Raw genomic sequence first — 21,322 nt, 5'->3', positions numbered from 1 at the left:
ATTATTTTTTTAAGGCAAATAATTCTTTTATGTTCTACAAACCACAGAGAATTATATTTTTAATGACAATCAGTTTTCGACCTATATTGGGATATTCCTAATCCTCCTGTTTAACAACTGATAAAAACTACAGTCTTAGGACTATCATTTCTAGATTTATTCCTATCTTGAATAAATAATTTTGTTAATATTGGCTTTCACAAGTTTAGGGCTGGTCATAAACCCTATGGTTTGATCAGAACCAATTGCGCTAGAGATGAAGGGTTAGAGGCATCAACTACTTATCGGTCAGTTGGAGAAAATTTATGCGCTATTGCCCCCATACATCGAGAAGAGAAATAGATGGCTTGGTTAGCCTCTTGAAGGGCCGAGTTGGAATCAGAATTCTGCCGATCTATGGCATGGAAACCACACATCAGCACTGCCAACAGATGGAATATGCGGCAGGCTCAGAGCCTGCCGCTAACTTACCTAGAGGATAAAGTTATCCGCTGTTAGGTCATTCACAGAGACATTGACCAGGAAGACCGAATCGTTATTGCCCAGATCAATCAAGGTGCTAGTGCCCACCTGAGTAGCAGCACCACCAACCCCCAAAATTTCGTTGATATCACTAAAAACAGCACTGAAATCAAGAACATCACTCCCGTTAACGGTTGATGTTGAAAAGTCTAAGACAAAATCAGTTCCTGAATTCGCTCCAAACACAAACGTATCTTGACCATCGCCACCCACGAAATTCTCGTTCTGACGACTCCCAATCAAACGGTCGTTGCCCCCACCCCCATCAATGACGCCACTAACGGTTCCTTCAGCACCGTTAAAGATGTCGTCAAAGTTACTCAGGATCACATCACCATTGATCGCTCCTTGGTTATTGACGGTAACGCCAGCAGTAGCAGCACTCGCATCAATGGAAGCAGCTCCCCCAGTAATAGTACCTTGGTTATTCAAGTCACCATTCAGCGCTCCACTAATATTGACGCCAATCTGATCTGCCCTAATTAAACCTGTGTTGTTGATATCGCCATCCAGCGTCACCCCAGTTTGAATGTCGATGCCATCATCGGTTCCTAAGATTTGACCTCGATTATTCAAGTCACCGGCAAAGGTTGTGGATCCCGTCACACTCGTAAATAGACGTACACCATCACCAGCCTGATTACCTGTGCCATCACCGCGACCTCGAATGATACCGTCATTGCTGAGAGAGGCTTCAACAATATCGCCATCTTCATCTCCGGTCTGCAAGGACACCCCTGCACCGTTATTGCCTTCACCCGCATCAATCAAACCGGAACGTCCATTAAAGATGGAATACTCTTCGGCGGTAGAGTCGGCGTAAACTGTACCGTTACGCTGATCACCTGTACCCAGAATTTGGCCAAAGTTCCGTAGATCAACGCCCGAACCATCGATATTAACGGCTCGACTTCCACTTTGTATGGTGCCGCGATTGATGACCTTAGCATCATGCTCAGCATCGCCAAAATACAGACCATTTTGAGCACCATCAATGAGGCCACCTCTGGCGTTAGTTAAGGTCCCTTCATAGGCCAGACCATTAGCAAAGCGCACAGCAGCCGTTGCACCTTGGGTACTTTCAGATAAAATATCGCCCTGATTAAAGATGTTGCCTCGATAAACCGTGCCGCCACCATCAACACCCGAAAAAATACGCAGACCATCACCTGCCAAACCTAGGTTAGCGGCAGCCTGACCCCGGCCTTGAATCGTGCCTTGGTTAACCAGCGTCGCATGCACTACATCACCAGCAACCTCACCCGTCTGCAAGGCAATTCCTGCACCCTGATTGCCTTCACCAGCATCAATCAAACCAGACCGTCCATTGAAAATAGAGTAGTCTTCGGCTGTGGCATCAGAGTAGACGGTGCCATTCCGCTGATTGCCGGTTCCAATAATGGTGCCATTATTCAGCAGATCTACACCGGAGCCATCGATATTGACCGCCCGACTTCCACTTTGAATCGTTCCAAAATTGCGAATCGTTAGATCATGGTCCGCGTTACCAATGTACAAACCATTTCGGGGGCCATTAATCAAACCATGACGGCCATTGATAATCTGCCCATTAAAGCCCACGCCATCTTCGACAACCAAACCGCCTAAGAAGCCCACATTGACTTCAGCGGTAATCGTGCCGTTATTGACAACAGACCCACTTACGGCTGTTGCGGGCTGTCCTGAACCATTAAAGAATCGCAGACCACTCGATCCATTCGCTCCTACTCGGGCGCCATTGGCAAAGACCTCTGGGCCATCCCCCCGACCTTGGAATAAACCATTGTTAACAATATTGATCCGCTCGCTGGTGGGATCATCAGCAGCACCCACTTGCACCGACACAGCATCGCCAAGATTGTCTTCTCCCGCATCAATCACCCCCGAGCGCTGGTTCAGAAGCCGAAAGTTATCAACAGTGCCATCAACATATAGGGTTCCGTTTCGCTGATCGTCTGTGCCCAGAATCGAGCCAGAATTGACAACAATGCTGCCATCTCCATCACTAATATCCACCGCTCGACTATCAGAAGCAATGGTGCCACGATTGAACAATCGGAATCGATTGCCCGTCGCACTGACACCATTCACCCCACCCGAAATCGTGCCCTGATTCAAGACGATGCTGGCTAAACCGTTGGCTTCCACAGCCGTGTTATTACTTTCAATCGAAGCATTTTCTTCAACAACAACCGTGTTGAGAACACCTTCTGTTACAACGCTATTTTGATCGCCTGTTTGTAGATTTTGACCCGAGCGGACACGCAGAGATTCACGAAATTTATCCAGCACAATGGGACCGTTACCATTTTCTAGATCACCATCATTGATTGAGTTGAAATTAGGCATGGTTGCATCTCCAAAATTTTTTAGACAGATAGTGTGCTTGTGGTCAGAACTCGGGCTATCGCCCATCATCAATAGGGGAAGCAAGATCAACAGACGCACAGGCAGCACAATCCACCAGCCACAATGCAAGGGATGTCTGTGGTACGTATCAAAATGATTGAGGAGCGCTTATCACATCTGAGGCGCACTCCCTAGATTTGAGGAAATGGCAACTCACAAGTTACTCAGGCAAACTTGGAGCGCTATTCAAATCCAATTGATTTCAATGACCTTACTGTTTTGACAATAAAAGATCTGGACAGCAAAAAAACCTCACTTTTTGCTTCACTTTTTTTCAGGCTATTCAAACGTCAATAACCTGTAAAATTCTTCTCATATAACTTTCAGATTTCTCAGATTTCTTTCATACCATCCTTAAGTTCGACTCAGATCGATTCAGAAATGGATCAGCTAGAATTTTTTTTTTATAAATTAAATTTTCAGATGACGCCTAGCTGATGGTTTTACTCCAGACTCCCAGAAAAAATGCCTCACTTTTTGCTCCAGTTGTTCCAGAAATTGAATCACCTATTGCATATCAGCAACACATTCGCCTAAAAGTCTTACTCTGAAAGGTTTACAGACTTTTCAATCATCTTTACCCTTGCCAAGTCTACCTTTATTCGTCAGTCACTAAAGGCAAGGCTATAGTAGTAGGCATGTGTTCTCTGTCCTGAACAACGCGCTTCATCATAGTCGTCGAGCCCGGCCTGCGCTGTTCCAAGCTAATGTTTTACACCTATAAATAAAATTATGAGCACACAGCTAAAAATAAAAGCTTCAGATGATAGAACCGTTGAGCAAATTACCGAGCATTATCACATCGAAAAACAGCTCGCTAATCAGCTTCGGCACTCCAATAAATCTGAGCGCCTAGAGGGGTCCCTCTACACCAAACTCTACGATGCTCTATTCTCGAAAGTTACCCATCATTCTCATCATTCTCGTCCCACCGATGCCAGCGCCAACACACTCATTCAGCAACGCATCGACTTTTTGCAGCACTTTATGGCCAACGACGCCATCTTTCTGGAAATCGGGCCAGGCAACTGTCATCTCTGCCGCGAAATCGCTCCCCATGTTCAGCAAGTCTATGCCGTTGATGTCGCCACAGAAATAACCAAAGACTTAGCCCTACCTAAAAACGTTGACTTAATTATTTCTGACGGCTGTAGCATTCCTACCGATCCTAGTAGTATTGATTTAGCCTATAGCCACCAGCTGATGGAGCACTTGCATCCCGAGGATGCCTATGACCAACTCAAGAATATTTACACTGCCCTAAAAACAGGCGGCACTTATGTCTGCGTGACCCCTCATCACCTATCGGGTCCCCACGACATCTCTAAGTATTTTGATGAAGTGGCTACAGGGTTCCATCTCAAAGAATATTCGATTGTTGAACTCGCCCAGCTTTTTCAACGAGCCGGGTTCTCCAAAATTCGGATTTATAAGGTTTTTAAAAATCGGGTGCTGTCTCTACCGGTGATGTTTCCGATCTCTTTAGTCATCTTGGCCCTCGAAAAGGGAGTAGGACTCCTCCCCTTTCCTCTAAGACGCACCTGCGCTGAAAAGTCTCTGATTTTCAGGACAATCACCATTGCTGGGGTCAAATAATCGAGCCACTTATAGCTGTTTCTGAATCCACTGATGCAGTTCAGCATTGATGACTTCGGGACGCTCATCATGGGGACAATGCCCTGCATCGACTAAAACTAAGTCAGCTGCAGGGTAAAACTGCTGGAATTTTTCTGCTTTTTGAGGCGTCATCCATGGATCGGCTGCTCCCCACAATAGAAACAGGGGGCGGTCCAAGCTTTGTAGCAATTCATCAAGCTTGCGGCCGGGTGGTGATTTAAATACACCGGCAAAAACGCCCCGGGCTCCTTTGTCTAGGGAGGGTTGATAGATTTCTTCGACCAGGCGATCCGTGACTGCCGATTGATCCTTATACACTTGGGACAAGGCTTTGCGGATATTGTCTGGCTTACGCATCCGGTTAAACAAGAAATAGCTCATGACGTTGATTACCGGACGCGATCGCATCACGGTTTTGCGTCGCTCTTGCAGCTGTTGTCGCCAAGCTGGCAATTCAGGTTTAGGCTCTACTTCTGTAAACGATCCAGCACAGTTGAGTAACACGACCCCTCGGGTCCATTTTGGGCAATCGACCGCAAAACAGAGACTGGCATAGCCCCCTAAGGAATTTCCAGCAATAAACACCGGCTCTTGAATAACCTCTTCACAAAAGGCCTGCATCTGAGTCCGCCATAAATCCCCGGTGTAATCCATATCCGGTTTTTCAGAGCGGCCAAATCCCAACATGTCAACGGCCCACACTCGGTAGTAGCGGGAGAGCACTTCAATATTTTTGCGCCAGTGGTCTGTAGAGGCACCAAAGCCGTGGAGCAGAACCACACAGGGTCCTTGCTCTCCTTGTTGTACGTAATGAATCCGCCATCCCTGCCACTGCCAATACTGGGCTGTTGGCGTCTGTTCTAATGCAGCTGTCACGATTAGGTCCTTGAAAAATGTTGAGTGAATAGGGTCTTCACTATTGCCCAAGTAGACCGAACATTTTGGACATAGCGGTCCATGTTCGTAGCAATATTGAGATGAGTCCCCCTTTTTTATGAATACACTAAATTTCAAGTCTTGTGGTTTTATAGACCTACCAAAGAAAGACGCTCATGCTGGGTATCAGAGACTGCATCTTTGATCCCCGAACTGATCCCATACTGAACGTCAAGTTGTCATTTCAGCTGGGAATGATTAGATTATTAAAAACCAATCCTTGAGAATCCATTTAAGTACAACGTTGAGATACCTCATTTTTGTACAATAAAAGTGTTTAAGAGAATGTTAGCGCTCAAGTTCAAACCGTCATCATGCTGTCTCCAGATGAATTAATTGGCCAAAAAGTATGGGTGAAGGTTGAGCGGGATCCCGATTATCCTGATCTTGATCCCTATCGTGTTCAAGCTGAACTGACTCAACCCACATCACCTCCTTGGTTCTTTGCCCGCTACCAAGATCCTCCCCAACGGATCCGTGAGCCGGGAAAATGGTTAACCTTATATGAAGCCCAACAAGCTGTTCTTACAGATCCTGTGATCGAATACGATGACTGGGATGATGAAGACGATCTAGACGAACTGTCACCAGACCAGTTCGAGCGTCTCTAGTCAGCTGACAACAACCCATCACCACTCTTGAGAAGACGGCATCCGTTTGCGAATCTGGCCAACAACGCCGGTCAATATAGAACCTGCCATCACCAAACCAATTGCAGGTTGGATCACATTGGGCCATAGAGAATACCACACGTCAAACCCTAGAGGGATCCCGAGCTGTCGGCCTAAAAGTCCCACTAAAAACCAGATAAAACAGAAGATCACGAAAAATACGTCGATCATCAGGACAGTATTAATGCCATTGATGAGTTTTTCAAACATAACTCTCTCTTACTTACTTGTCTGGCCTCAACTACAAAAGACACCAGTTTACCCACTGATGTCTTTTTCATTTTTTCATACCGAGAGCAACTAAGCTTCAAAGACCCAAGTCTGAACGCGCTCTAAACTCGCCCAATCCGGCTTTCGCTTCAAGCCATCATCAAAACTCTCTTTCAGCTCATCTCGCAATTCAGGCACAGCCATCGCAATTTGCTGAACAATTTCAATATGCTTGCGAACCCCTTTTTGCCCTGTTTCCAGCATGGCAACCACGAGGTTAACCCGCGCTTGCGGGTCTTGCGGATTTAGCTTTACGGCTTTTTGGGCTGCTTTATAGGCTGAATTATGCTTTCCCGCTAGCAGATACAGCCAGGCTAGACAGGTCCATGCAGGACTACTCTTACGGGCGCGATCGCAAATGTCTTTAAATACAGGAATTAAATCTTCAGCAGGTTCTCCTGCTTGATAGCGATCTAAAGCTTCCTTAAAGACATCGTCAAGGGTGGTGTCAGTCATTCCCAAATAATCCTAGGCAGAGAAAGACGTTCCACAACCGCAGGTCTGCGTCGCATTGGGATTAGTGAATTGAAACCCACCGCCAATCAAGGCATCACTGTAGTCGAGAACCAAACCATAAATATACAGCATACTCTTGGGATCGGATACGACTTTAAAGCTGTCATAATCAAATACTTCATCCGATTCCTGAATATTTTTCGGATCTTCAAAGTCCATGGTGTAAGACATACCAGAACAGCCACCTCCCCGAACACCGACGCGTAAGCATAGATCGGTTCCCTGCTTCTCTCGCAATTCCAGAACATGCTTCAGGGCGTTGTCAGTCATCATAATGCCGCGTTGTTGAGACTGAGTTGCTTCTGCCATGGGTTCACCTATTCCTTCTGCAAATCAATATAAACAACTGCTTCTACCGTTTATTCTATCTCAGGGCCTTGACATCAGCCGCCTTCACCCTGGCCGACGACGTAAATACAGCAGTAACCCCCACAACAAACTCAGACCTGCAACATACTTAATTGGTGCAGGGATTCCAGGCGACGGTGAGAAAAATCCTTCAATCCCCCCTGCAATCATCAGCATCGGCACAACACCAAACATGAGCTGTATCGCTTGTGCACCATACAGCTTTAAGGCTGCCAGCCGTTTGTATCGTCCTGGAAAAACCACTGCCCTAGCGAGTAACAATCCAGCTCCCCCGGCCAGAAAAATCGCGGGCAGTTCCAAAGCACCATGGGGAAAAACAAAGGCCCAGAAGGGATAAGCTAATTTATTTTGGCCGACGAGGGTTGCGATCGCAGCAATGCTGAGTCCATTAATCCACAGAATATAGAGGGTGCCCACCCCCGCCAACATCCCTCCCGCAAAGGTCGAGAAGGTGACGCTGATATTGTTTTGCATAATATCGCTCGACGCTAAGGGTTCACTCCCCACAATAGATCCCATCCAGAGTTGCCCATCCTCTTGGACAATATCGATAATTCGTGGAGGAATGATCAAATGCATAAACACTGGATCACGCCAGGTAAACCACCAGCCAATCAAGCCTCCGACCAGAAACACGGCCGTAGCCAGCACCGTAAACACCCAGGTCTCTTGCACCACGGCGGGAAAGCCCCAGCACACGAACTCCCAAACGGAACGCCAAGCCGGTCGACGTCCCCCCTGATAAATTTGGGAATACCCCCGCAAGGTCAGTTGCTTGAGCTGATCTGTTACCCCTGTTCCTAATTGTCGAGCCCGTGCTCGTGCTAAATCCGCAGCCACCATCCGATAGAGACCACTGAGCTCTTGCACTTCTCGACCGGTCAATGTCTTCAGGCCTCTTTTTTCAGCCTTTTGTAGCAAGCTTTCATACCGCCGCCACTGGGGTTCCTGACGTGCTAGCCACCGCTGTCCATCCATAATTGGTTTAAACTTTCTACAACTTTTAGTTTTCCAGCTTTACCCGTCATCTTGACATAGGTCTCCTCTCTCTCCATCCATGATGCTGTGGGTGCTGTTTTAATCACAAAACCGTCGCCCTCTCTATGGCCAGCATCATGGACAGGAACAAGGGCGACCCATGTATTGCCTCCATTCAACCCCAATCTATGGCATCCCTCAAAAAGTTGGTTATTCGTGGCACCCTGTGGACTCTGATCGGGTATGGCGGCAGTCAAGGTCTGCGATTCGGTGGCAATCTTATTTTGACTCGACTTCTATACCCAGAACTATTCGGGTTGATGGCTCTCACCAATATTTTTATTATTGGCCTCCAACTCTTTTCAGATCTGGGAACCGGCTGGAGTGTGGTCCAAAATAAGCGGGGCGACGATCCGGTCTTTCTCAATACAGCCTGGACCGTTGATGTTATTCGTGGGTTCATTCTCTGGTTCGGCTGCTTAGTGATTGCCTGGCCCATTGCCACCCTATACAAACATCCAGAATTGCTATGGCTGATTCCCATTGTCGGCATCACCACCATTTTCTCCGGCTTTGAATCGACTGCAGTTGCTCAGCTCGAACGGAATCTTGATGTCCAGAAACAAGTGGTATTTGAACTCACAACCCAAGCCGTCGGCATCATCATCATGATTGTGTGGGCAGCCATTGCCCCGAGTATTTGGGCGCTCGTGATGGGGGGACTGGCCTCTGCAGGTCTGAAAATGGTTTGGAGTCACTTTCTTTTCCCTGGCTCCAGCAACCAATTTGCCTGGGACAAAGCAGCTCTTAAAGATCTGCTCAACTTGGGTCGATGGATATTTCTCAATACAGCCCTCACGTTTCTAGCTGAGCAAGCTGACCGATTGATGCTGGGTGATCTATTTTCCCTACGATTATTAGGTATTTACGGAATTGCATTCACCCTTAGCGATATGCCCTATAAGGTGGTGATGAGCATCAGCAATAAAGTAATTTTTCCCGCCATCAGTAAAAGTATTGATGAACCCCGGGACATTCTATTTCCCAAGATCCTTAAGAGTCGACGTCCTTTTCTATTCGCCTCTATTTTTTTAGTGGTGGTTTTAGCAGGGTTTGGGGATCTGCTGATTACGACCCTCTATGACACGCGCTATCTTGATGCTTCCTGGATGCTTCCTATCCTAGCTTTAGGGATTTGGCCTCGTCTGCTCTCCCAAACCAATGAATCCTACTTATTCGCCATCGGCAAATTTCAATACACCACCTGCGGCAACATCTTGCGTCTTTCCTGCACTGTTATGGGTATCTGGATTGGCTTTCGGTATTTTGGCAATGCAGGGGCAATTATGGGAGTGGCCCTAAATGATTTTTTTTACTATCTTTCTGTCAATTACGGTCTACTGAGAGAAGGGCTAAATGGCATGATGCAGGATTTGCTAGCAACGTTTCTATTACTAGGATGTTTATCACTCATTATTGCGGTTCGTCTTCACTTTAATCTCGACTTACCGATTCATTCACTGTTCTCACAGCCAGCCTGATCATGGATATTCATCTCACCCCAGTTATTCCTTGGAATTAGCTTATTTGAATACCCTTTGCTCTGCTTCTAGATTTTGGCAAGGCTGTAGGATTAGAGATTCCAGATCCAGGCATGGAGGATGCTCTGATCTGCCTGTTGCGATCGCACAATTGATACCCTAAAACTTTCTGCCTCATTCACTATCGCTATAGCAAATAATGCGCAGCCGTTCTGAGAGCTAACTGCCGAGTTGGGTCAAACCAACATCATTAATTTTTTGAGGACAATGACTCCACTACCCTCATACCTACATCCCGAGCATAGGAGCAATCCCATCAGCATTGTCGCTGCAAATTTAGCCTACCATCGGTGACGGAACCTGAGCATCTTGACGAGCATCGGTAATCAGCCAATCCAAAGATGCAGCTCGAACATCTAACGAAGCGCCGGTTTTATCCACACAATAGCGTCCAAACACCAGCTTATCGACAAGGCGCACTTCTGACCCCAAGCGTGAATATTCAAAAATAACGCTGTTATCCACCGTTGCCCCCGTACAAATATGGCAGTTAGGACCAATCATCGTAGGGCCGATAATCTTAACCCCTTCATCAATGCGCGTCATGCCGCCAATATAAACAGGACCTTGAATATCAACCTTATCCCAGTCAATATCCACATTCAGCCCCGTATAGACACCAGGCTTCACTTCATGGCCTGGAATCGCCACATTTTTGACATCCCCCATCAACACACTACGAATGGCATGCCAATAATCCGGCACTTTACCAATATCTACCCATTGGAAATCCATCGCAATGCCATAAAACGGCATATTCATCGACACCAGCTTGGGAAAGAGATCCCCCCCAATATCAAACTCTTGCCCCGAAGGGATCAGATCAAGAACTTCTGGTTCAAAAATATAGATACCCGTGTTGATGGTGTTGCTGAGGGCTTCATCTACACTGGGTTTCTCCTGAAACGACTTGACTTGCCCATCCTCATCCGTCACGACGACACCATAGCTAGAGACATCATTCGGATCGACGGTTTTCATGACGATAGTAGCAATCGAGCCTTTTTGCCGATGCCATTCCACCGCTGCCGTCAGGTCCAGGTCAATCAGAGCATCTCCACATAAGACAATAAACGTGTCGTCAAAGAAGGGCGAAAAATCTTGAATGCGACGCATACCACCAGCAGATCCGACGGCATCTCCAATCAAATTGCCATCTTCAATCCGGCCTTCAAAGGAATAAGCAATATCAACGCCAAACCGTTGCCCATCTCTAAAGTAGTTCTCAATCTCGTCGGCTAAATGACTGACATTCACCATAATTTCATCAAAGCCATGCTGACGAAGTAGCTCCACCAAGAACTCCATGACAGGCTTCTGCATGATCGGAATCATGGGCTTAGGGATAGTAAATGTTATTGGGCGAACGCGGGTACCTTTACCAGCCGCCAAAATCATCGCTTTCATATCAACTTTCTTGCTTATAAAGAATTAGCAACTAACCGTAATACTTATATCCTGACTCTCGTAGTTTATGTAGTCGTATATCACTCTACCTGTCTAGGCATCATAGCTCATAACTTAGATTGCCCTAGGCCTTAAAAAAAGCATCATAGAGAATAAACATGACCATTGATCAGCAATCGCGTGATTCCTTTGGCTAGTAATTGAGGGCAAGTCTTTTTCAAGACATTACTATTGGGAACTTTCACAATTCTTTGGGTGCGATGGGAAAAACGGCGGGCAATCCGATGATTGTCAAAAATGGGTAAGGTTTTGGCATCCACTTCCTGTTCTGGAATCGTGCCTAATTCTCCAAAAGCTTGTAGAGGACGCGTGATCAATTCTGACGACCGATCTACCACCAAATAACAGGTCTTGGGAAACTTAGCTTCCGAGAAGGGTAACACTTGAATTAATTCAACGGCTTCTAGGTTCATCCCCAACCCATCATCCGCATCTGTACCATCTTCTAGATCAGAATCTTCAGAATCATCTGAGTCAAAATCATCGATCTCGCTATCTTCCTCTGCATCATCTGCTGGTAGATCATGCAAATCATGCTCAATTTCAGCAATGATTTCGGCTAAATCTTCCTGGTCATCTAGTTGGGCAACCGCCAGCGACGGTGTTTCGTCTTTTGCCGCAACAGCGGGTTCCTCGATCCGTTTACGTTTTTTGATCGGCGCCGGTCGAACTGGCGCATCAATGACTTTCACAGGCTTCGGTTCTTCCGATACTTCCGCCTTAGGGACGGCCGTCTGCTTGCGGGAAGATTTAGGGCCGCGCTTCTCTTGCTTAGTGGCAATGAGGGCATCATATTCTTGATCCGGCAGTTGATTTTTAATAATGCGTCGAATCGTTGAACTACTGACCCCAAAGCGAGTTGCCAGTTGGGCAATGGTCTCTTCAGACTCTCGGAAGAGTTGAGTAATCGTTTGCTTATCGGAATCTGAGAGCTTGCTACGCGTCATAAAATTGGTTCTAGGGCGAGGTCATCAACACTATGAGGAAGAAATAATGGAGAAGCGTTTCCCCCCCATATCCTAGTATGTTGTGGGTTGAACATTGATCATGCTCTATCTGAGTGATATCCAATGTAATGGGTATGAACTGCCAACATCGTCCCTAAGGTAACAAACTCAAGTTAGATATGTTGGTCTATTCTAGGATCGGAGCGCTCTCAATCATGTCTATCGATCTGCAATCGAAAGTTTTAAGCACCCCATTCTCACCCCTTGACCATTGCATCATCAGCTATTGATGCCTTTTTCATGAAATCGCACCTTACTCGTAGTCAAAATACCGTTCTCAAACTTTTAAAGAAGTTGAATCGAGAGATTTCAGCTCAAGAACTTTATCTTGAGTTGCGCAAAGCCCAACTAACCTTGGGGCTAGCCACGGTTTATCGAGCATTAGATACTCTCAAGCTCAGCGGTATCGTCCAAGCAAGGCTACTGAGCAATGGTGAAACCCTTTATACCGCTGCTCAACAAGATAGACACCATGTTACTTGTCTACAATGCGGTGTTTCAATTCCCATCCAGGAAGAAGAATGTCCCGTTCATGAATTGGAAGATCAGCTCAAACAATCCTCAAAGTTCGAAATTTTCTACCATACACTAGAGTTTTTCGGCCTTTGCACGCCATGCCAACTCGAACAGTCGCACTCTAAGTCTTAGATACCTAAAGCGACTTATGCGCGACATGGAATAGGATTTTTGCCCCATCCGACGATATAAAAGTTAAGATTTTTGTGGGTTTATTAAGGATTTGGTGTCATAGTGATATAAACCTTCACAATTACTGCTGCCTTCGAAGCTTGCAGACCTCAGACCTGCAGCTTCGGCCTCGCTATCACTTATGGTCATTGACTTTCTTCCATTTCAGTTTCAGATCGAAGCTCTACCCATTGCCGGGGGGAGTCTATGGGCGACTGGTCTATACATCGGATTAAATCCCCTAAGCCAGTGGCTGACGAACCAGCTTTGCCGATGGCTAAACTACGTTGACCGCTCTTTATACCTATCGGTCGAAGAATTTGAGAAATCTCGCCCTGCTCGTGAGGCTCGTAATTTAGTCTGTGCATCTCTGATTAGTATTTTGCCATTTTTAATCGTGGGCAGCCTCTGCTATTGTGCCAGTACCTGGGGCTTTGGAGGCCGTAGCTGGGGAGTCAGCCTAGGCATGATTTGTTTGCTGATCGGTGGCGTCTACGAATTAGGCCGTCGCGATGGCCAATCCCAAGATTCTTAGGGGACATCCCGAATCACAAGCGCTTCAGCAACCCTCTCTTTTGTTAGCGTTTCTGACACTAGCTGAGCAAATCGAGCTACGGCACCCACTTCACCTCGGACCTCTCTCAGAGCTGCTTTGATAGCTTGCAGCCTGGATGGAGAGGCTAATAAGACCTGCACATAGTGAGCCACTAATTCAGAAGATAAAGGTCCTACCCATTCCGGCACAATTTCTTGGTCGGCCCAAATATTCGGCCAAGCTTTAAAGCCTTGGGGCAGAGTGAAGCGGTTCACGGCTGCGCCGACAAACGGTAGGCGAGCCAGTAAGCCTAACACACCTTCTCCAATTGGTGCTCCAGCCAGATGTTGGGTCGGCAGAATCACCATCATCGGCACCGTTAAAGCCGCCAGTTCGGCCGTATTGGCCCCCACAGTGGTCAGGCAAATTTGGCAATGCACCAGCAAATCATAGGCAGGACTGGGCAGCCAAAGCCAGACTTTTGTGCCCCGCGGGGTGCAGAGATAAGGAAGTCCCTGATCAGATTGCACTAAAGTAGCAGAATTCCCTAAATACGTTGAAATCAGCGGGTTATAGCTGGCGTCGGCATAGCGCGATAATGTAGCGCAAGACAAACCGGGGGCAACGGCAATGATTAGTTGCGTTTGGGGTCGATATTGTTGGAGTTGATCTGCAACTCCTAGGCAAAAAGGCACTCCCACGCGTAATTTAGCCGGTTTCGATCCTGGCAATAGCCCAACCGTTTCGGTATCTGGCATCCACCCTAACCGATCGAAAAATGAGGCAGAATCAGCCCTCACTGTTATATCAGTCATCAAATTACCCACTACCGTTACCTTGGAGCGATATCGACGTGGGACTTGTTGTAGCGTTTGGGGCTGAGCCACTCCGCAGTAGTCTATCCAAGGTAACCAACGGGGCGTCCATTCAGCATAGGTAACGATGCGATAGCCTAGCCGCTGACCAATCGCCACCGCATAGAACTGATCGCCGCCCAAGAAAACCACCACGCCTTGGGGATGCCAGTGCCAGGCATCAGGGGTTTGACCCCAGAGCAGAAACTGGAAAAACTGCTGTGGCCCTAACACTCGATCCACGCTAGGGAAGGTTTCCGCAACGGCCTGCTCCTTTCCCCCAGCATGGGGACAAGGGGAGAGAAGGATGGAGACTCGACTAAACTGTGGTCGCCTGCTCAACACTTGCAGTACAGGGCGGACCCAAGTGGAGAGTTCACCAGGGCCATTGCTGAGAATCACGAGATCGGCCAAAGCTTCGGCCATCAGATAAACCTGCGGAATTGCAGCAGAAATGTCACAATAAAGAAATGATTAAGCAATATTAAAAAATTTTACGAATTGGCATGGCGGCGTTCTCTGAGCAACCGATCTTATTAGTAGACGGTTACAACATCCTTGGTGTTTGGTCACAGCACCAGAATGGTCATGCCCCTGCTGAGATCTTTGAAAATATCCAAGAACTAGAGACAGCCAGACTTCATCTTGCAGATGCCCTTGCCAGCTACAGTGCGTTTCAAGGATATCAGGCCCAGCTAGTTTTTGATGCCCAGAATCGACAAGAGAAAGGCGTCTGCGAGCCCTTTACGGATTCTCTGGATCTCTACTACACCGACTATGGCCAAACTGCGGATACCTACATTGAGATGTACTGTGCCAAAGCTCGTGCTCGACAGTCTCGACTGATTGTAGCAACATCTGATCGCGCCCAACAGCTGACGGTGATGGGCTATGGTGCGGAGTGGATGTCAGCTCTTCAACTGGTTAAAGAAATGGCAACCACGACTACCAAAATTCGCTCTAAGCAAAATACGAAGAAACGGTCGCCCAGCCGTTTATTGGCCCACTCGCTCGATCCAGAAGCCAAACGTAAATTAGAACAATTGCGCTGGAGTTGAAACCGTTTTGGTCCTCCACTGCTCTTCCACGCTTCTTATTCCAGGGGAGGAGTTCTAAAAAAAGCGACCAAAATGTAAACGAGCCCCGTAGACTAGGTAACTGACACCCATCTACAAACAGGTCAAGCGCTGTGAATTTTCAATCCGTTATTGCCAAACTCCACGAATTTTGGAGCGATCGCGGTTGTCTAATTGTTCAGCCCTATGACATTGAAAAAGGGGCAGGCACCAAAAGCCCCCATACCTTTTTGAGATCCCTAGGGCCAGAACCTTGGGCCGTAGCCTACGTCGAACCCTGCCGTCGCCCCGCTGATGGTCGCTACGGCGAAAACCCTAATCGATATCAGTATTACTATCAATACCAAGTCTTGGTCAAACCCTCCCCCGATGATATCCAAGACATTTATCTCGACTCTCTACGCGTCCTTGGCATTCAGCCTGAAGATCATGATATTCGCTTCGTCGAAGACAATTGGGAAGATGCCGCTGTGGGCGCATGGGGCGTCGGCTGGGAAGTATGGCTAGACGGCATGGAAGTCACTCAGTTTACCTACTTTCAACAGTGCGGTGGTTTAGATTGCCGCCCCGTCTCCATCGAACTCACCTATGGTCTAGAACGATTGACCATGTACCTCCAGGAAACCGATGCCATCGCCAAAATCGACTGGAATGGTACCCTCACCTATGGTGATGTTCATCTGCAAGGGGAAATTGAGCAATCTACCTATAATTTCGAAGCCTCTAACCCCGAACTGCTGTTTCAGCTCTTTAGTTTGTACGAGCAAGAAGCCCTGCAACTGATCGAGAAAAAACTGGTCTTACCTGGGTTAGACTATGTGCTCAAATGCTCCCACACCTTTAACCTCTTAGATGCTAGAGGCGTTATTTCGGTGACCGAGCGGACTCGCTATATTAGCCGTATTCGCCAAATGGCCCGCCAAGTGGCCCAACTCTATCTCCAGCAACGTGAAGAATTAGGATTCCCTTTACTGAAAACGCAATCCGTCTCCTAAAATTCGGTAAGCACGAGGGGAATCTTCCCTTCCAATTAGTGATATCGATATTGGAGGCAGATTTTGAGTCTAGGGAAATGGATTGGCTTAGTTGTCTTCTTGGTTTCTCTCTACATTTTGTGGGAAATTCGCCAAGTCTTGCTGTTAGGATTTACGGCGGTCGTACTCGCCTCTGCCCTCAATGGCCTGGTTCGCCAACTGACGAAGCGGGGCCTGAGTCGCGGACTAGCCGTTGCCTCAGCCATCTTTTCCATTGTGGGTGTGGCCTGTTTGATCGGACTCTTGGTGATCCCGCCTTTTGTCACTCAAGCCCAAGAGTTGCTGGATCGCGTGCCCGATAGTTTGACTCGCATTGAAGAACTCATCAATGAAGCTCAAGAAACTGGCTTAGCCTTTGGCATGCCCAGCGCTGGTATCGAAATTCCGGTTGATTCCCTGATCGACAACCTGCGAGAAAAGATTCCTACGTTTGCCGAAAGCGTCGTTAATAACTTTTTTGCCTTATTTTCCAACTCCCTTTTGGTGGCCCTGAATATCCTCCTGATTCTGGTGCTAACCATTATGTTCTTGGTCGATCCCGACCAATATCGCCGCATTTTTATTCGCCTGTTTCCGTCCTTTTATCGGCGACGAGTCGATTACATCTTGGGGTTATGTGATGCTGCCCTAGATAACTGGATTGTGGGCATTTTGTTCAATATGACGGTGATTGCCGTCTTTAGCGGCTTGGGACTGTGGGTGTTAGGGGTTGATCTGGTACTTGCCAATGCCTTGATTGCTGGTCTGCTAGAAGCCATTCCCAACATAGGCCCGACCCTTAGCTTGATGCCTCCCATGGCTATTGCTCTGCTGGATGCGCCCTGGAAAGCCGTTGCCGTGCTGATCCTGTACATTCTGATTCAGCAGTTAGAGCAGTATTTGTTAGTGCCTGCTGTGATGGCCAAACAGCTCTCTCTGGCCCCCGCTGTTACCTTACTCTCGCAAATTGTGTTCGCCATTTTCTTTGGCTTTTTGGGACTTCTGTTAGCCCTACCACTGATGGTAATCGGCCAAATTTGGGTGAAAGAAGTGCTGGTCAAAGATATTTTGGATCGCTGGGGCGAAGACGAGCGCTCCGATCCTTATCCCACCTTTGCGCCAGATATCGTTGCCTTAGCCGATGGCCCTACTCAATTGTCCACTGATTTACCAACTGTAACGCCGGATGAGGAAGAATCCAGCTAGAATCGATCAGCATTATGGCCATCTTGGCTAAGTTACGTCTAGGAAATCCAACCATGAGTTTAAATGTAGTAAGCCTAGTGGGTCGTGCAGGCATGGACCCAGACGTTAAATATTTTGAGTCTGGCAGCGTCGTTTGCAATGTCACCCTAGCCGTCAATCGCCGCTCTCGGGATGATCAGCCCGACTGGTTTAGTTTAGAAATTTGGGGCAAAACAGCAGAGATTGCTGCCAGTTATGTCCGCAAAGGCAGTTTGATTGGAGTCTCTGGAGCGCTCAAGTTCGACTGTTGGCAGGATCGCAACACGGGTGCCAATCGCTCCCGCCCCGTCATTCGTGTTGATCGGTTGGATTTATTGGGATCAAAACGGGATAGTGACCCCAACGCCGTCAATACCTATGAAGATGAATTTTAAGAGGTTTTCTGGTCTCTTAGCGATTCGCGTCTAAGGTACAGTTCCCAGACTGGGGATCACGAATTGTAATATTTCTATTTCAAAAACCGGCTTTTTCACGATTTTATGCGACCGTGCTCGGCTCTACAGTATGATGATTTACTGCAGGGCCGAGTACATTCATGTTGGGAACCACATTAGCCGACCGCTACAAAATTACCAAAGCGCTCGGAAGTGGTGGATTTAGCAAAACGTATTTAGCAACGGATACACAGCACCCCGAAAAACGCCGCTGTATCGTCAAAAAACTACAGCCTGAGTCCGATGACTTATTCACGGTGAAAACCTCTCGCCGTTTATTCGCGACGGAAGTCAAAGTTTTGAAGCGCCTGGGTAACTATGATCAAATCCCCCAGTTTTTTGATGACTTCGAAGAAAATGAAGACTTTTTTCTAATCGAGCAATATGTCGAAGGCAAAAATCTGAAGCAGGAATTTGGCTGGCGACGCTGGTCTGAAGCAAAAGTGATTAATTTTCTCCAGGATGTCTTAACCACCCTGTCCTACGTTCACCAGCGCCGAGTTATTCATCGAGATATCAAGCCAGCCAATCTGATTCGACGCAAGAAAGACAAGAAAATTGTTTTAATTGATTTTGGCTCTGTTAAAAACAAGCGCCGGATTGCCCAGACTGTTGTGATCGGCACTGATGGCTATATGCCAAGCGAACAGTCTATTGGCCGCCCCAACTTTAGTAGTGATGTTTATGCTGTCGGTATTATTGCCATTCAAGCGTTAACAGGCATGGATCCGACCAAAGGCAAAATTTCCTTTGATTTGAAGACGGGTGAGATTGCCTGGCGACGCTATATCTCCGTTAACCCTGTTCTGGGAGACATTATTGATAAGATGGTCCGCTATGATTTCCGCCAGCGATATCCTTCGGCCATTGAAGCTTTGGCAGATGTCAATGAGCTAATTACAGAAGTGCCGTCCATTGAACGGCGTCAGATGCTGCAAACCGCTGCATCTTGGGGTGCAGGTATGCTGGGAGTTGGGTTGGCCTATGGTGCCTTTACCCAAAAATGGCTGTTCCCCAGTGCAAATACCTTGATCAAGCAGCTATTTGGGCAGGCTGACTCGAGCTCTGAAGAAAAATTCTAAGGTTTTGAGGCACGACTGATAAGCTGACAGAGGTGCCAATGGGTAACGCCTCTGCAGACGTTGAGCGGGCATGTAACTCTCGGCCCGACTGAGTTTTTAGGCAATATCGATATTCCCGACCTAAAAATTGGCGATCGCGAATGATGGTGGAGGCGGTCTGATCGGGCTGGAGGATTAAATCTTCTTGACGAATCATAACCACGGCTTGGCTATCCTCAGCCGAGAGGTCCCCCCCTTCACTGGGAGTAAACGCCCCGACTTCTGTTTGCCAAGCATTACCGTATCGCTGAGCTTCCAAAAAGTTGGCCTGGGTGACAAATTCTGCCACAAATTGCGATTGAGGACGCTGATAAATCTCTTCTGGGGTACCGATTTGCTCCAAACAGCCCTGACGCATCACTGCTACTTGATCTGCGATCGCAAGAGCTTCTTCTTGGTCATGGGTCACAAACACTGCCGTCGTCCCAGCCGTTTTGAGAATATCTCTCAGCTCCTGTCTCAAGCGCAGCCTAACTTGCACATCTAAATTACTAAGGGGTTCGTCTAAGAGCACCAACTGGGGCTGGGGGGCCAGAGCTCGTGCCAAGGCCACGCGTTGCTGCTGACCACCAGACAGTTCATGGGGATAACGGTTTTCCATACCTAGCAATCCCACTAATCGCAAGACCTCTGTTTGGCGTTGCTGTTGCACCTCAGTCGAAATCTTTTTCGTTTGCTTCAAACCAAAGGTGACATTATCCGCAACCGTGAGATGGGGGAACAAGGCAAAATCTTGAAATACCATGCCAATCATGCGCTGTTCAGGAGACGTCCATTGCCGGACACCAGCAATCACTTGACCATTCAATAGCAATTGCCCAGCATCGGCCTGCTCAAAACCAGCAATTAAACGCAATAACGTTGTTTTGCCACAACCGGACGGTCCTAATAACCCCAAGATTTCTCCTTGCTTTAGCTGTAGAGAAACGCGATTGACTGCGGCTGGCATATGGGCGTTATAACGCTTTGTCAGGTTGTCTAGCTGCAAAATAACAGAATCAATCATGAAAGACTCAAGCTACTGAAGAAAAAATATCAACCCAAATCACTGGCGATGTTGTCCAATGTCGATGGAGCATACCAACCCTTAGTTAAAAAAGGGCTATCTATGGCTGCATAGAGCATTGAGATCACTCACATTTGATCAAACTGAGTTAGAGTAATTATTCTCATTCTCTCTGTAGTCGGCTAGTTTTTGCAACTAATTCTTATTAAGTCCCTTACGAAGTCTGGGGTTTTGAGGATGGAAGCGCTTTCTAGATAGACGGATACTCGCTGAAGCTAGCCAGTTTTCGACCGATAGTCACCTGTTTGGCCGTATTGCACTTAATTGTGATGCGATGTTCCTAACCTATGTGCCAAAACTTGGCCCCTGACGGCTGCAAAATGTTTGCCGGAGCGGTCGCCGAGGTGCTAAACGTTCAACGATCTTGACGTATGCCAAGATCCCAATGGTCTACCCATATTTTTAGCTGTGCTCTGCTTGAGGTAGCCTGGCGCACAGTCTTTCCGTTAAGAAAATGATGATATTTCCATAAAGTTCATTCGTTAATCTCTGATTATTCATTACATTGATCTTGTGCTAACCGTTTGGAGCAAAGACGTTGAAAAAAGTTGAAGCCATCATTCGTCCCTTTAAATTGGATGAAGTCAAAATTGCATTAGTCAATGCAGGCGTAGTCGGCATGACTGTCTCTGAAGTCCGGGGCTTTGGCCGACAGAAAGGCCAAACTGAGCGTTATCGGGGTTCTGAATACACCGTTGAATTTCTGCAAAAGCTAAAAGTCGAAATCGTGGTCGAAGATCACCAAGCTGATATGGTCGTCGATAAGATCGTCAATGCTGCCCGTACAGGAGAAATTGGCGACGGCAAAATCTTTATCAGTCCCGTAGATCAGATTGTCCGCATTCGGACTGGCGAAAAGGATTTTGAAGCCGTCTAGCCTGATAGACGTGCCTTTAATGCACCTTTAAGTCAAAATTCAAAAGTAGCG

The 21,322-nt window shown here is 47.3% G+C and carries 22 protein-coding genes; 12 read left to right on the top strand and 10 right to left on the bottom strand.

All coding sequences use genetic code 11. From position 1 onward, the window contains the following. The first annotated feature begins 305 nt into the window (after window positions 1-305). Entirely contained in the window at window positions 306-482 is a 177-nt protein-coding gene (locus tag ON05_RS17845; RefSeq protein ID WP_175307176.1) for a hypothetical protein, read from the top strand. Here ON05_RS17845 and ON05_RS17840 read toward each other — a convergent pair. Then, entirely contained in the window at window positions 472-2,871 is a 2,400-nt protein-coding gene (locus tag ON05_RS17840) for a calcium-binding protein (protein WP_010468686.1), read from the bottom strand. The two genes, ON05_RS17845 and ON05_RS17840, sit on opposite strands and share 11 nt — an antisense overlap. 792 nt (window positions 2,872-3,663) lie before the next feature. Between ON05_RS17840 and ON05_RS17835 the strand changes: the two genes are divergently transcribed. Then, window positions 3,664-4,527 (top strand): bifunctional 2-polyprenyl-6-hydroxyphenol methylase/3-demethylubiquinol 3-O-methyltransferase UbiG, encoded by an 864-nt coding sequence (locus ON05_RS17835; protein WP_010468688.1) that lies wholly within the window; start codon window positions 3,664-3,666, stop codon window positions 4,525-4,527. A 9-nt stretch (window positions 4,528-4,536) separates the two neighbouring features. Here ON05_RS17835 and ON05_RS17830 read toward each other — a convergent pair whose 3' ends face one another. Then, window positions 4,537-5,424 carry an alpha/beta fold hydrolase gene (locus ON05_RS17830; RefSeq protein WP_010468690.1) on the bottom strand — a complete coding sequence of 296 codons (888 nt, stop codon included), beginning with the start codon at window positions 5,422-5,424 and terminating at the stop codon, window positions 4,537-4,539. Between the two features lie 374 nt (window positions 5,425-5,798). Between ON05_RS17830 and ON05_RS17825 the strand changes: the two genes are divergently transcribed. Beyond that, window positions 5,799-6,095, top strand: a complete 297-nt coding sequence (locus tag ON05_RS17825) for a hypothetical protein (RefSeq protein ID WP_010468693.1) — start codon at window positions 5,799-5,801, stop codon at window positions 6,093-6,095. Between the two features lie 18 nt (window positions 6,096-6,113). Here ON05_RS17825 and ON05_RS17820 read toward each other — a convergent pair whose 3' ends face one another. The 4 genes from ON05_RS17820 to ON05_RS17805 all read right to left on the bottom strand — a co-directional run bounded on the left by ON05_RS17820 (window position 6,114) and on the right by ON05_RS17805 (window position 8,288). Further along, entirely contained in the window at window positions 6,114-6,365 is a 252-nt protein-coding gene (locus ON05_RS17820) for a hypothetical protein (RefSeq protein ID WP_010468695.1), read from the bottom strand. Between the two features lie 90 nt (window positions 6,366-6,455). Next, the gene (locus tag ON05_RS17815) at window positions 6,456-6,881 is read right to left on the bottom strand and encodes a M48 family metallopeptidase (RefSeq protein WP_010468697.1); all 426 of its coding nucleotides are present in this window, start codon (window positions 6,879-6,881) and stop codon (window positions 6,456-6,458) included. Window positions 6,882-6,893: 12 nt separating this feature from the next. Next, window positions 6,894-7,250 carry an iron-sulfur cluster assembly accessory protein gene (locus ON05_RS17810; protein WP_010468699.1) on the bottom strand — a complete coding sequence of 119 codons (357 nt, stop codon included), beginning with the start codon at window positions 7,248-7,250 and terminating at the stop codon, window positions 6,894-6,896. Window positions 7,251-7,334: 84 nt separating this feature from the next. Further along, window positions 7,335-8,288: a stage II sporulation protein M gene (locus tag ON05_RS17805; protein WP_010468700.1), complete on the bottom strand. Its 954-nt coding sequence runs from the start codon at window positions 8,286-8,288 to the stop codon at window positions 7,335-7,337. A 137-nt stretch (window positions 8,289-8,425) separates the two neighbouring features. Here ON05_RS17805 and ON05_RS17800 point away from each other — a divergent pair, with 137 nt between their 5' ends. Beyond that, window positions 8,426-9,829, top strand: a complete 1,404-nt coding sequence (locus ON05_RS17800; protein ID WP_201767937.1) for an oligosaccharide flippase family protein — start codon at window positions 8,426-8,428, stop codon at window positions 9,827-9,829. Between the two features lie 336 nt (window positions 9,830-10,165). Here the strand turns inward: ON05_RS17800 and ON05_RS17795 are convergent, their stop codons facing one another. Together ON05_RS17795 and ON05_RS17790 are read right to left on the bottom strand one after the other, a co-directional pair. Further along, window positions 10,166-11,296: a sugar phosphate nucleotidyltransferase gene (locus ON05_RS17795; RefSeq protein WP_010468705.1), complete on the bottom strand. Its 1,131-nt coding sequence runs from the start codon at window positions 11,294-11,296 to the stop codon at window positions 10,166-10,168. A gap of 143 nt (window positions 11,297-11,439) precedes the next feature. Beyond that, on the bottom strand, window positions 11,440-12,303 hold the full coding sequence (locus tag ON05_RS17790) for a helix-turn-helix domain-containing protein (RefSeq protein WP_010468707.1): 864 nt from the start codon (window positions 12,301-12,303) through the stop codon (window positions 11,440-11,442). 300 nt (window positions 12,304-12,603) lie between these two features. On the opposite strand from ON05_RS17790, the gene ON05_RS17785 reads away from it, so the two are divergent. Continuing rightward, on the top strand, window positions 12,604-13,011 hold the full coding sequence (locus ON05_RS17785; protein WP_029314958.1) for a transcriptional repressor: 408 nt from the start codon (window positions 12,604-12,606) through the stop codon (window positions 13,009-13,011). A 181-nt stretch (window positions 13,012-13,192) separates the two neighbouring features. Continuing rightward, window positions 13,193-13,585: a hypothetical protein gene (locus ON05_RS17780; protein WP_010468711.1), complete on the top strand. Its 393-nt coding sequence runs from the start codon at window positions 13,193-13,195 to the stop codon at window positions 13,583-13,585. Here ON05_RS17780 and ON05_RS17775 read toward each other — a convergent pair. Then, window positions 13,582-14,865, bottom strand: a complete 1,284-nt coding sequence (locus ON05_RS17775; protein ID WP_010468713.1) for a hypothetical protein — start codon at window positions 14,863-14,865, stop codon at window positions 13,582-13,584. The genes ON05_RS17780 and ON05_RS17775 overlap by 4 nt on opposite strands. 80 nt (window positions 14,866-14,945) lie before the next feature. Between ON05_RS17775 and ON05_RS17770 the strand changes: the two genes are divergently transcribed. The 5 genes from ON05_RS17770 (at window position 14,946) to ON05_RS17750 (ending at window position 19,289) form a co-directional block, all read left to right on the top strand. Next, window positions 14,946-15,497 (top strand): NYN domain-containing protein, encoded by a 552-nt coding sequence (locus ON05_RS17770; RefSeq protein WP_010468714.1) that lies wholly within the window; start codon window positions 14,946-14,948, stop codon window positions 15,495-15,497. Window positions 15,498-15,628: 131 nt separating this feature from the next. Further along, the gene (glyQ, locus tag ON05_RS17765) at window positions 15,629-16,510 is read left to right on the top strand and encodes a glycine--tRNA ligase subunit alpha (protein ID WP_010468715.1); all 882 of its coding nucleotides are present in this window, start codon (window positions 15,629-15,631) and stop codon (window positions 16,508-16,510) included. A gap of 63 nt (window positions 16,511-16,573) precedes the next feature. Next, window positions 16,574-17,734, top strand: coding sequence for an AI-2E family transporter (locus ON05_RS17760; RefSeq protein ID WP_010468716.1), 1,161 nt, complete (start codon window positions 16,574-16,576; stop codon window positions 17,732-17,734). 53 nt (window positions 17,735-17,787) lie between these two features. Further along, the gene (locus tag ON05_RS17755) at window positions 17,788-18,147 is read left to right on the top strand and encodes a single-stranded DNA-binding protein (RefSeq protein WP_010468717.1); all 360 of its coding nucleotides are present in this window, start codon (window positions 17,788-17,790) and stop codon (window positions 18,145-18,147) included. A 161-nt stretch (window positions 18,148-18,308) separates the two neighbouring features. Beyond that, on the top strand, window positions 18,309-19,289 hold the full coding sequence (locus ON05_RS17750; protein WP_010468718.1) for a serine/threonine-protein kinase: 981 nt from the start codon (window positions 18,309-18,311) through the stop codon (window positions 19,287-19,289). On the opposite strand, the gene ON05_RS17745 is transcribed toward ON05_RS17750, so the two are convergent. Then, window positions 19,240-20,334 (bottom strand): ABC transporter ATP-binding protein, encoded by a 1,095-nt coding sequence (locus ON05_RS17745; protein ID WP_010468719.1) that lies wholly within the window; start codon window positions 20,332-20,334, stop codon window positions 19,240-19,242. The genes ON05_RS17750 and ON05_RS17745 overlap by 50 nt on opposite strands. Window positions 20,335-20,932: 598 nt before the next feature. Here ON05_RS17745 and ON05_RS17740 point away from each other — a divergent pair. Then, window positions 20,933-21,271, top strand: a complete 339-nt coding sequence (locus ON05_RS17740; RefSeq protein WP_010468720.1) for a P-II family nitrogen regulator — start codon at window positions 20,933-20,935, stop codon at window positions 21,269-21,271. Window positions 21,272-21,322: the final 51 nt, after the last annotated feature.

Source organism: Acaryochloris sp. CCMEE 5410 (assembly GCF_000238775.2).
GTDB lineage: Bacteria > Cyanobacteriota > Cyanobacteriia > Thermosynechococcales > Thermosynechococcaceae > Acaryochloris.
This window is presented reverse-complemented; position numbering and strand designations above follow the sequence as displayed.

What these genes read in the sequence shown, in the direction of transcription:
- ON05_RS17845 (WP_175307176.1), top strand. Translation starts at nt 306, where the DNA reads ATGCGCTATTGCCCCCATACATCGAGAAGAGAAATAGATGGCTTGGTT.
- ON05_RS17840 (WP_010468686.1), bottom strand. Translation starts at nt 2,871, where the DNA reads ATGCCTAATTTCAACTCAATCAATGATGGTGATCTAGAAAATGGTAAC.
- ON05_RS17835 (WP_010468688.1), top strand. Translation starts at nt 3,664, where the DNA reads ATGAGCACACAGCTAAAAATAAAAGCTTCAGATGATAGAACCGTTGAG.
- ON05_RS17825 (WP_010468693.1), top strand. Translation starts at nt 5,799, where the DNA reads ATGCTGTCTCCAGATGAATTAATTGGCCAAAAAGTATGGGTGAAGGTT.
- ON05_RS17820 (WP_010468695.1), bottom strand. Translation starts at nt 6,365, where the DNA reads ATGTTTGAAAAACTCATCAATGGCATTAATACTGTCCTGATGATCGAC.
- ON05_RS17815 (WP_010468697.1), bottom strand. Translation starts at nt 6,881, where the DNA reads ATGACTGACACCACCCTTGACGATGTCTTTAAGGAAGCTTTAGATCGC.
- ON05_RS17810 (WP_010468699.1), bottom strand. Translation starts at nt 7,250, where the DNA reads ATGGCAGAAGCAACTCAGTCTCAACAACGCGGCATTATGATGACTGAC.
- ON05_RS17805 (WP_010468700.1), bottom strand. Translation starts at nt 8,288, where the DNA reads ATGGATGGACAGCGGTGGCTAGCACGTCAGGAACCCCAGTGGCGGCGG.
- ON05_RS17800 (WP_201767937.1), top strand. Translation starts at nt 8,426, where the DNA reads ATGGACAGGAACAAGGGCGACCCATGTATTGCCTCCATTCAACCCCAA.
- ON05_RS17795 (WP_010468705.1), bottom strand. Translation starts at nt 11,296, where the DNA reads ATGAAAGCGATGATTTTGGCGGCTGGTAAAGGTACCCGCGTTCGCCCA.
- ON05_RS17790 (WP_010468707.1), bottom strand. Translation starts at nt 12,303, where the DNA reads ATGACGCGTAGCAAGCTCTCAGATTCCGATAAGCAAACGATTACTCAA.
- ON05_RS17785 (WP_029314958.1), top strand. Translation starts at nt 12,604, where the DNA reads ATGAAATCGCACCTTACTCGTAGTCAAAATACCGTTCTCAAACTTTTA.
- ON05_RS17780 (WP_010468711.1), top strand. Translation starts at nt 13,193, where the DNA reads ATGGTCATTGACTTTCTTCCATTTCAGTTTCAGATCGAAGCTCTACCC.
- ON05_RS17775 (WP_010468713.1), bottom strand. Translation starts at nt 14,865, where the DNA reads ATGGCCGAAGCTTTGGCCGATCTCGTGATTCTCAGCAATGGCCCTGGT.
- ON05_RS17770 (WP_010468714.1), top strand. Translation starts at nt 14,946, where the DNA reads ATGGCGGCGTTCTCTGAGCAACCGATCTTATTAGTAGACGGTTACAAC.
- ON05_RS17755 (WP_010468717.1), top strand. Translation starts at nt 17,788, where the DNA reads ATGAGTTTAAATGTAGTAAGCCTAGTGGGTCGTGCAGGCATGGACCCA.
- ON05_RS17750 (WP_010468718.1), top strand. Translation starts at nt 18,309, where the DNA reads ATGTTGGGAACCACATTAGCCGACCGCTACAAAATTACCAAAGCGCTC.
- ON05_RS17745 (WP_010468719.1), bottom strand. Translation starts at nt 20,334, where the DNA reads ATGATTGATTCTGTTATTTTGCAGCTAGACAACCTGACAAAGCGTTAT.